This is a genomic window from Streptomyces sp. CB02009, assembly GCF_001905825.1.
GTDB lineage: Bacteria > Actinomycetota > Actinomycetes > Streptomycetales > Streptomycetaceae > Streptomyces.
The window spans coordinates 1-5,177 of the sequence record NZ_LIVV01000019.1 but is presented as its reverse complement, the minus strand read 5'-3'; the positions used below and the strand labels follow the sequence as shown (position 1 = coordinate 5,177).

At 73.6% G+C, this 5,177-nt stretch carries 6 protein-coding genes and 1 pseudogene; 5 read left to right on the top strand and 2 right to left on the bottom strand.

Going from position 1 to position 5,177, the window contains the following annotated elements; genetic code table 11:
* The 5 genes from pnuC to AMK27_RS40220 all read left to right on the top strand — a co-directional run.
* A partial coding sequence (pnuC, locus tag AMK27_RS40240) for a nicotinamide riboside transporter PnuC (protein WP_107425802.1) occupies positions 1 to 603 on the top strand: 603 nt, incomplete at its 5' end.
* Positions 600 to 1,679, top strand: a complete 1,080-nt coding sequence (locus AMK27_RS40235; protein WP_073919406.1) for an AAA family ATPase — start codon at positions 600 to 602, stop codon at positions 1,677 to 1,679. The genes pnuC and AMK27_RS40235, both read left to right, overlap by 4 nt.
* A complete protein-coding gene (locus AMK27_RS40230; RefSeq protein ID WP_073919404.1) occupies positions 1,676 to 2,461 on the top strand; it encodes an NUDIX hydrolase in 786 nt (261 codons plus the stop codon). The genes AMK27_RS40235 and AMK27_RS40230 overlap by 4 nt, the downstream gene beginning before the upstream one ends.
* A complete protein-coding gene (locus tag AMK27_RS40225) occupies positions 2,458 to 3,489 on the top strand; it encodes an ADP-ribosylglycohydrolase family protein (protein WP_073919402.1) in 1,032 nt (343 codons plus the stop codon). Before AMK27_RS40230 ends, AMK27_RS40225 begins: the two co-directional genes overlap by 4 nt.
* 3 nt (positions 3,490 to 3,492) lie before the next feature.
* On the top strand, positions 3,493 to 4,263 hold the full coding sequence (locus AMK27_RS40220) for a nucleotidyltransferase domain-containing protein (protein WP_073919401.1): 771 nt from the start codon (positions 3,493 to 3,495) through the stop codon (positions 4,261 to 4,263).
* 106 nt (positions 4,264 to 4,369) lie between these two features.
* Here AMK27_RS40220 and AMK27_RS40215 read toward each other — a convergent pair whose 3' ends face one another.
* A complete protein-coding gene (locus tag AMK27_RS40215) occupies positions 4,370 to 5,059 on the bottom strand; it encodes a nucleotidyltransferase domain-containing protein (protein WP_073919399.1) in 690 nt (229 codons plus the stop codon).
* A 32-nt stretch (positions 5,060 to 5,091) separates the two neighbouring features.
* Positions 5,092 to 5,177, bottom strand: a pseudogene (locus tag AMK27_RS44045) (iron sulfur protein); the annotation flags it as partial.

The window sequence follows — 5,177 nt, the reverse complement described above, 5'->3', positions numbered from 1 at the left end:
CTCGACACCCCGGTCAGCTGGACCGAGGTCCTGGGATTCGGCAGCGGGGCGCTCTGCGTCTGGCTCGTCGCCCGTCAGCACCTCGCGAACTGGCCCATCGGCATCGCCAACAACCTGTTCTTCGTCCTGCTCTTCACACAGGCCGGGTTGTACGCGGACGCCGGCCTCCAGATCGTCTTCATCACCCTCGCCGTGTACGGCTGGTGGACCTGGACCCACGGGGGTGGACCAGGCTCCGACGTCCTCCCGGTGCGCCGCACCACACGCACCGAATGGACGTGGCTGCTCACGGCGGGGGTGGTGGGGACCCTCGCCCTCACCCTGCTGCTCGACCGCGCCACCGACTCGACCGTCCCCTTCTGGGACGCCCTGACGACCGCGCTCTCCCTGATGGCCACCTACGGCCAGTGCCGCAAGCGCCTGGAGTCCTGGTGGCTGTGGATCGCCGCCGACGTGGTCTACGTACCGCTGTACGCGTACAAGGAGCTCTACCTGACCTCCCTGCTCTACGTCGGCTTCATGACGCTCTGCGTCCTCGGCCTGCGCGGCTGGACCAAGGACCTCACCGCGCGCCGCGCCCTCCCGGTGGAGGCGGCGGCATGAAGCGCTACGGACACGGCCTGGTCCTCGGCAAGTTCTATCCGCCGCACGCCGGCCACCACCATCTCGTCACCACCGCCCTCGACCGCTGCGAGCGCCTCACCGTCCTCGTCTGCGCCTCCTCCGTGGAGAGCATCCCCCTGGAGGACCGGGTCGCCTGGATGCGTGAGGTCCACCCCGACGCCCTCGTCGTCGGCGCCGTCGACGACATCCCCGTCGACCTCCAGGACCCCGACGTCTGGGACGCCCACATGGCCGTCTTCCGGGCCGCCGTGCCCGAGCACGTCGACGCCGTCTTCACCTCGGAGCCGTACGGGGAGGAGCTCGCCCGCCGCTTCGGCGCCGAGTCCGTCTGCGTCGACCCCGGGCGCGACCGCTTCCCCGTCTCCGGCACCGCCGTCCGCGCGGACCCCGTCGGCTGCTGGGACTTCCTGGAGCCGCCCGTGCGCTCCGCGCTCACCCGGCGCGTCGTCGTCCTCGGCGCCGAGTCCACCGGAACCACCACCATGGCCCTCGCCCTCGCCGACCACTACCGGCGGCGCGGCGGCGTCTGGGCGGGAACCCGGTACGTCCCGGAGTACGGCCGCGAGTACAGCGAACTCAAGCTCGCCGAACTCCGCTCCGAACGCCCCGGCGCCGCATGGTCCGACGTCGCCTTCCACTCCGCCGACTTCCCCGTCATCGCCCAGCGCCAGGCCGAACTGGAGGAGGAGGCGGCCCGCGACGGCTCCCCCGTCCTCTTCTGCGACACCGACGCCTTCGCCACCACCATCTGGCACGAGCGGTACATGGGCACCACCAGCCCCGCCACCGGCGAGATCGCCGCCCGCGGCCGGCAGCACCTCTGGCTGCTCACCGACCACCGGGGCGTCGACTTCGAGGACGACGGACTGCGCGACGGGGAGCACCTGCGGCCCTGGATGACCGCCCGCTTCCTCACCCAACTCGCCCACAGCGGGCGCCGCACGGCCGTCCTCACGGGCCCGCACGAGGAACGCCTCGCGGCCGCGGTCGCCGCCGTCGACGGGCTGCTCGCCGAGGGCTGGGACCTCGCCGACCCGCTGCCGGAGCGCCGATGAGCGGCGACCGGGTGCCGGACGAGGCGCCGGAGCGCGCGACGGGGACGGCGCCGGCAGCCGCCCCCGCGGGCTACGACCCGTACGCCTTCGAGCCGTTCGCCGTCACCGTCGACCTCGCCGTCCTCACCCTCCGCGAGGAGCGCCTCCACGTCCTGCTCGTCGAGCGCGGCCGGCAGCCGTACGCCGGACACTGGGCCCTCCCCGGCGGCTTCGTCCTGCCCCGCGAGTCCGCCGAGCGGGCCGCCCGCCGCGAACTCGCCGAGGAGACCGGGCTCTCCGACGCCACCGTCGCCGGACTCCACCTCGAACAGCTCCGCACCTACAGCGAACCGGACCGCGACCCGAGGATGCGGGTCGTCTCCGTCGCCTTCGCCGCGCTCGTGCCCGACGCACCCGAACCGCGCGGCGGCGGAGACGCGGCGCAGGCCCGGTGGATGCCGTACGGGACGCACGGGCCGCTCGCCTTCGACCACGACCGGATCCTCGCCGACGCCCACGAACGGGTCGGCGCCAAGCTGGAGTACACCTGCCTGGCGACCGCCTTCTGCCCGCCCGAGTTCACCCTCGGCGAGCTGAGACAGGTCTACGAGACGGTCTGGGGCGTCGAGCTCGACCGCCCCAACTTCCGGCGCAAGGTCCTCGCCACGCCCGGCTTCGTCCAGGCCGTGGAAGGACCGCCGCGCCTCACCGGCGGACGGGGGAAACCGGCCGCTCTCTACCGGGCGGGCGAGGCCACCGCCCTCCACCCGCCGCTCCTGCGACCGGAAGGACGATCCACGTGAACCCGACCCGCACCGCGACCAAGCAGGCCGCGACCGGCTCCCTGATCGGACTGGCGCTCGGCGACGCGCTGGGCTTCCCGACCGAGTTCAAGGACGTGCCGTCGATCCTGGCCTCGTTCGGACCCTGGCGGGAGATGCCGCTGCCCGTCCGGAACGGCAAGGCGTACGTCACCGACGACACCCAGATGGCCCTCGCCTTCGCCCGGGGCATCCGCACCGCGACCGACCGCGGTGTCCTCGCCCCGCTGCGCCTCGCCAGGCCCGTACGGGACGAGTTCGTCGACTGGTACCACTCGCCCGAGAACAACCGGGCCCCCGGCAACACCTGCCTGCGCGCCTGCGCACTCCTCGACGGCGACCGCCTCTGGCAGGACGCCAGCCAGATCCACTCCAAGGGCTGCGGCGCCAACATGCGCGTCACTCCCATCGGGCTCGTCCCCGGGCTCAGCGAGGAGCAGCGGGCCGGCGCCGCCCAGCTCCAGGCGGCCCTGACCCACGGTCATCCCACCGCGCTCGCCGCCTCCGACCTGACCGCCCGCGCCGTGTACCTCCTCGCCCAGGGCGTCGACCCGGCCGGACTCGTCGGCCAGCTCCGCTCGTACGCGTACGAGAACCGCTCCCGCTACCACGAGCACTGGCTCGGCGACCTCTGGACCCGCTCCCAGGATTCCTCCGCCCGGCACTTCGTCGAGCGCGGCTGGGACGAGTGCCTGGCCGTCCTGGAGCGCCTCGACGCCGTCCAGCGCACCGCCGACCCCGAACTCGACCCCTGCACCTACACCGGAGACGGCTGGATCGCCGAGGAGGCCCTCGCGACCGGGCTCCTCAGCTTCCTCCTCTTCCCCGAGGAGCCCCTCACCGTGCTGCGCCGGGCCGCCTGCACCCGGGGCGACTCCGACTCGATCGCCGCCCTCGCCGGCGCGTTCGCCGGGGCCCACCTCGGCGCGGACGCCTGGCCCAAGGAGTGGGAGGAGCGCGTCGAGTACCGGAGCGACCTCCTGACCTTCGGCGCGCTCTGGGATGCTTGACCGATGACGCTCTCCCTGGAGTCGGCCCTGGACACCGACCTCGCCGCCGTCGTGGCCGAACAGCCCGACCCGCTGCTCTTCGCGACCGTCTCCGGCGCGCACCTGTACGGGTTCCCGTCCCGCGACTCGGACGTGGACCTGCGCGGCGCGCACCTGCTGCCGGTGGACGCGCTGGTCGGGCTGCGCGAGCCCGAGGAGACCCGCAGCCGGATGTGGGACCGGGACGGCGTCGAGATGGACCTGGTCACCCACGACCTGCGGAAGTTCGCCCGGCTGATGCTGCGCCGCAACGGCTACGTCCTGGAGCAGCTCACCTCCCCGCTCGTCGCGCACACCACGGCGATCCACGCGGAGCTGGTCGCGCTCGTGCCCGAGGTCCTCACCTCCCACCACGCCCACCACTACCGGGGCTTCGCCGGCACGCAGTGGCGGCTCTTCGAGCGGAGCGGCGAGCTCAAGCCGCTGCTCTACACCTACCGGGCGCTGCTCACCGGCATCCATCTGATGCGGGCGGGCGAGGTGCAGGCGCATCTGCCGACCCTGGTCGAGGAGGTCGCCGAGGCGCCCGCCCGGCTGCCCGACCTCGTCGCGGCGAAGGCGGCGGCGGAGCACGGGCGCGCGGAGGTGGCGGTCGAGGACGTACGGGCGGAGACGGAGGCCCTGCACGGGGTCCTGGACGCGGCGCAGGCGGCGTCCGGGCTGCCGGAGGCGTCGGTACGCGCCCACGACCGGCTGCACGACCTGGTCGTCCGGGCACGGACGCACAGCCCGTAGGGAGTGCGGGGGAGCGGGGGCGGGCGGGAGGCCCAGGCGGGACCTGGGCCCGGTCCTTGCCGGGGCGGCCTGATCGGACCTGGGCCCGGCCCGGCCTCCGAGGGACCTACACCGCCGACGGCACCGAGGCGCGGCGCGCGCGGATCAGGAAGTCCTGCACGCGCGCGTGGTCCGGCGTCGCCGGGAGCGGGGTCGTGTCCAGGGCACGGTCGGCCTCCTCCTGGAGCCGGTTCATCCAGGACTCGACCTCGGGCCAGGACACCTCGCCCCGCTTGACCGAGAGCAGGCGCTCGCGCTCCTCGCCGACGTCGATCCGCAGCTCGCCCGAGCGCAGCAGGTCCCGGCAGCTGGTCAGCAGCCGCAGCAGGTGCATGGCGTGCTTCCAGCGCGGGTGGCCGTACTGCCGCACGTCCGCGTCGAGCTTGCGGCGCTGCCCGCCCGCGTACCGGACGAAGGTCTGATGGGCCTGCCGGGAGAGGAAGGCGCCGCGCAGCGACAGCAGTTCGCGGCCGAGGTCGTCGACGTACTCGACCACGGGGGAGTGGAGGCACTCCAGGACGTTCGGGTTGTTGCGCAGGGCCAGCTCGCAGAAGCGCTCCAGCTCCCAGCTGAACTGCTCCTCGCCCGGCCCCTCCACATGCGCGGGGGGCTTGTCGAAGTGCCAGAACAGCGGCGTCGGCGCGAGGTACACGCCCCGGACGTCCGTGTCGCTGCCCTCGGTCGCGAGACCGAAGGCGCGCGAGCCCATCACACAGGAGTAGATCGTGTGGTCGCGCACCAGCTCGTCCGGAGTCATGCCGGTCAGGCTACGGCAGGGCTGTGACAGGGCTATGCCAGGGTGATGGAGTCCCCCGAGACGGTGATCTGCTCGGCCGGCAGCGGGCGCGGAGCCGGGCCCGCCACCACCGCGGCGT

Excerpts from the sequence above, each read along its gene's own strand:
- AMK27_RS40235 (WP_073919406.1), top strand. The coding sequence starts at position 600 with ATGAAGCGCTACGGACACGGCCTGGTCCTCGGCAAGTTCTATCCGCCG.
- AMK27_RS40230 (WP_073919404.1), top strand. The coding sequence starts at position 1,676 with ATGAGCGGCGACCGGGTGCCGGACGAGGCGCCGGAGCGCGCGACGGGG.
- AMK27_RS40220 (WP_073919401.1), top strand. The coding sequence starts at position 3,493 with ATGACGCTCTCCCTGGAGTCGGCCCTGGACACCGACCTCGCCGCCGTC.
- AMK27_RS40215 (WP_073919399.1), bottom strand. The coding sequence starts at position 5,059 with ATGACTCCGGACGAGCTGGTGCGCGACCACACGATCTACTCCTGTGTG.